Genomic DNA, 3,529 nt, shown 5'->3' with positions numbered 1-3,529 from the left:
TCGATCCGCGCGCTGGACCCGGCGTCGTCGGAGAGCACGACGGTGGGCTTGTCGCCGGTGATCGACTCGAGGATGCGGGCGTAGGCCCGGGCCGAGGTCTGGTTCGAGGCGATGACGAGCGCGCCGGCGTCGGGCACGTGGCGCCGCACCTCGGTGAGGCGCTTGTCCGCGGCGGCGAGGACCGAGGGGATCCACTCCCCCTTGGGGTCGAGGGCGGTGCGCCACGCCTGGGCCGTCTGGTCCTTGGTCATCGGCTCGCCGAGGCGGGCCGCGATCTCGTCCCCGGCCTTGGTGCGCCATCGCATCGCCCCGCCGTAGGCGAGGAACAGCACGGGTCGCACGACGGCGTCACGCAGGGCGGCGGCGTACCCGTAGGTGTAGTCGGCCGCCGAGCGCAGGATGCCGGCCTCGTCCATCTCGTAGCGGACGAACGGGATCGGGTTGGTGTCGGAGCGGAACGGGGTCCCGGTGAGCGAGAGCCGACGGGTGGCGAGGTCGAACGCCTCGCGGATGGCGTCGCCCCAGCTGCGGGCGTCCCCCCCGTGGTGGATCTCGTCGAGGATGACGAAGGTCTTCGTGGACTCGGTGCGGCGCCGGTGCAGGTCCGGGCGGGAGGCGACCTGGGCGTAGGTGAGCGCCACCCCGTCGTACTCGCGGCTGTGCACCGCCGTCGAGTTCGAGAACCTCGGGTCGAGCTGGATCCCGACGCGCGCGGCGGCCTCGGACCACTGGGTCTTGAGGTGCTCGGTCGGGGCGATGACGGTGATCGCCTCGACCTCGCCGCTCTCGAGGAGCTCCGCGGCGATGCGGAGGGCGTACGTGGTCTTGCCCGCACCAGGCGTCGCGACCGCGAGGAAGTCCTTGGCGTCCGCGTCGAGGTAGGCCGTCAGCGCCTCCTGCTGCCACGCGCGCAGCTTCGCCGCGGTACCCCACGCCGCCCGCTCCGGGAAGGCGGGACTGAGGTGGCTGGCGGCAGAGGTACTCATGGGCTCCGCAAGGTTAACGAGGTTTCGCGGGCGACGTGCCGAGGGCCCGCCTCACGGACGGGCCCTCGGAAGTGTGCTGGGGTCTGCGGACGTCCTCAGGCGGCGCGGAAGGCCAGCCAGGAGTTCTGCATCCGCGTGCGCTGCCCCGGGGTGAAGTGGTCCATGCACGAGTCGTGCGTGTAGTCCATGAAGTTCCGGATCGGGTCGAGGCCAGCGAGGGTGCAGGTGTCGCGGCCCGTCGGGCACCCGTTGGCGGGGCTCGACTCCGGCGGGGTGTCACTGACGTAGTCGCCGATCCTCGAGCAGCCGCCCCGGAAGGTGTGGTGCAGGTTGAGCCAGTGCCCGACCTCGTGGACGGCGGTGTCACCGAGGCCGTAGGGCGCGGTCCCGCCCGGGAGCGAGGTGTCGAGCAGGACGACCCCGTCCATGGGGTCCACGGTCGTCCTCGGGAAGGTCGCCCAGCCGAGCAGGCCGTCGGCGAGGGCGGCGGTGTAGATGTTGAGGTCGCGTTTGCCGCCCACGTGGAGGGCGGTCTTCATCGCCCGCTCCCCGGTGCTGCCGTACTCGAGGGCGGTGTACCAGGTCGCGTTGTTCGTCGTGGTCGTGCTGGCGAGCGTGAACGAGAACCCGGACCCGGCATACGCGGTGTTGAGGACGGAGACCTGGCTGGCGATCCGGGCCGGGCTCACGGCGCCGACCGAGCCGCTCGTGATGGTGTGCCAGTGGACCCTGACGACGGTCGGGGTGAACGCGGCGGCCCCCGAGGCGGTGCGCGCCGCGGTCGCGGACCCGCCGCTGAGCCTCTTGGCCGACAGCGCCCTGGCGAGCCGGGCCTCCATCGCCTGCGCCTGCCACGACGGCACGTCGTGTGGGTCCTTGACCCGCGGTCCTCGCAGCGTCGTGCGGGCGTCGCGGGCCTCGACGGCGGAGTCCCCCGCCGACAGGCACGCGACGCCGGCCGGGCCGTCGGAGGCGACGGGGACGGCGGACGCCCCCACGGCGCCGAACCCCACGGCGGCGGCACCGAGCACGACCGCGGCGAGGACGGCGGACGGGCGAAGCATTCGAGCGGACATGGACGGGTCCCTTCCTCAGGTGGGACCCCCCGCGGCCCCGTGGTGGGGAGAACCTACCGCTCGGCGCGGACCTGCGGGAGGGCCCGCCGTGCCTGCGCGTCCCTGACCGGGTCACGGTCGGGCACGGCGCGGACCAGCCTCGGACTCAGTCCTCGCCGTCCTGCGGTGCCCGCAGACCCTGGTAGATCTCCTTGCAGACCGGGCAGACCGGGAACTTCTCCGGGTCGCGACCGGGGGTCCACACCTTGCCGCAGAGCGCCGTCACCGGCTCCCCCGAGAGGGCGGACTCGAGGATCTTCTCCTTGCGGACGTAGTGGGAGAACCGCTCGTGGTCCCCGGGCTCCTGGAGCTGGGGGATGGTCTCCTCGCGCTCGAGCACGGCCGTCTGCGTCGACGGGCGGGACGGCTGCGGCTCCGGGGTCCGGGGGTCACTCTGCGGGGGCTGCGGCTCACTCACCGGACCAGCGTCTCACACGGACGGTGGCTCAGTTGAGATCCGGGTCGGAGGGGAAGAACGCGACGAACGCGAGCTCGCCGCCCTGGCGGCGCAGGACCTGCGACCACAGGTGCTCGGGGTCGGCGGTGAGCAGGTCCCCCGGCACCGAGTCGACGACGAACCACGACCCGCGACGCAGCTCGCCCTCGAGCTGCCCGGCGGACCACCCGGCGTACCCGGCGAAGATCCGCAGGCCACCGACCTCGGGCATGACGAGCAGCGGAGGCGTGTCGAGGTCGATGATCGCGACCGACCCGAAGAGCCGCTGGCTCCCGGGCGGCAGCCCCACCTCGCGGGGCACGGTGACGAGCCCGAGGGCGGAGTCGACCTGGACCGGGCCGCCCTGGAACAGGGTCTGCGGTGAGGCGATGTGCTCGCCCCACCCGGGCAGGACCGCGTCGACCTCGGCCCCGAGGGGTTTGTTGAGGACGACCCCCTGGGCGCCGTCGTCGTCGTGCTGGAGCATGAGGATGACGCTGCGGTGGAACACCCCGTCGTCGAGGTGCGGCGTCGAGACGAGGAGCCGTCCCGTGGTGCGGTCAGCGGTCACGGTTCCATTCTGCACGCCGACCGGAGCCACGTCGCTCCCCACCGCGGGCCCCACCCTGGCCACCCTGGTGGCTGCGCGAGGCGCCCTGGAAACGACGGGGCGGGCCACCGGGACGACGGCCGCGCTGCTGCGCCTTGGCCTCCATGAGCGGCTGCCAGTGCTCGTCGGGGATCGGGACGCCCGACGGCTGACGACCGCCCGCGGCCTCGACGTTGTGGTCGCCGGGGACGACGCGCACGGGCACGGTGTCGAGGCCGGCCTGCTCCGCGAGCCGGGCCATGGTGCGCTTCTGGTGGGGCAGGGCGAACGTCACGACGACACCCTTCTCCCCGGCGCGCGCGGTGCGGCCGGCGCGGTGCAGGTAGTCCTTGTGGTCCGCGGGCGGGTCCGCCTGGAGGACGAGCCCGATGTCGTCGACGTG

Annotated in this window: 4 protein-coding genes and 1 pseudogene; all 5 read right to left on the bottom strand. The window is 73.3% G+C overall.

Annotated features, from left to right (window positions below):
- A partial coding sequence (locus N801_RS18750; RefSeq protein WP_035940834.1) for a DEAD/DEAH box helicase occupies positions 1-986 on the bottom strand: 986 nt, incomplete at its 3' end.
- Between the two features lie 95 nt (positions 987-1,081).
- Positions 1,082-2,062 (bottom strand): zinc metalloprotease, encoded by a 981-nt coding sequence (locus N801_RS18745; RefSeq protein ID WP_035940833.1) that lies wholly within the window; start codon positions 2,060-2,062, stop codon positions 1,082-1,084.
- Positions 2,063-2,207: 145 nt separating this feature from the next.
- On the bottom strand, positions 2,208-2,519 hold the full coding sequence (locus N801_RS18740; protein WP_035940832.1) for a DUF3039 domain-containing protein: 312 nt from the start codon (positions 2,517-2,519) through the stop codon (positions 2,208-2,210).
- Positions 2,520-2,547: 28 nt separating this feature from the next.
- A complete protein-coding gene (locus N801_RS18735; RefSeq protein WP_035940831.1) occupies positions 2,548-3,108 on the bottom strand; it encodes a YqgE/AlgH family protein in 561 nt (186 codons plus the stop codon).
- Positions 3,098-3,529 (bottom strand): annotated as a pseudogene (locus tag N801_RS21205) (DEAD/DEAH box helicase); the annotation flags it as partial. The gene N801_RS18735 and the pseudogene N801_RS21205, both read right to left, overlap by 11 nt.

It is taken from the genome of Knoellia aerolata DSM 18566, from assembly GCF_000768695.1.
Classification (GTDB): domain Bacteria; phylum Actinomycetota; class Actinomycetes; order Actinomycetales; family Dermatophilaceae; genus Knoellia; species Knoellia aerolata.
Note: the sequence above shows the minus strand (reverse complement) of the source record. Positions and strands in the feature narration are given on the sequence as shown.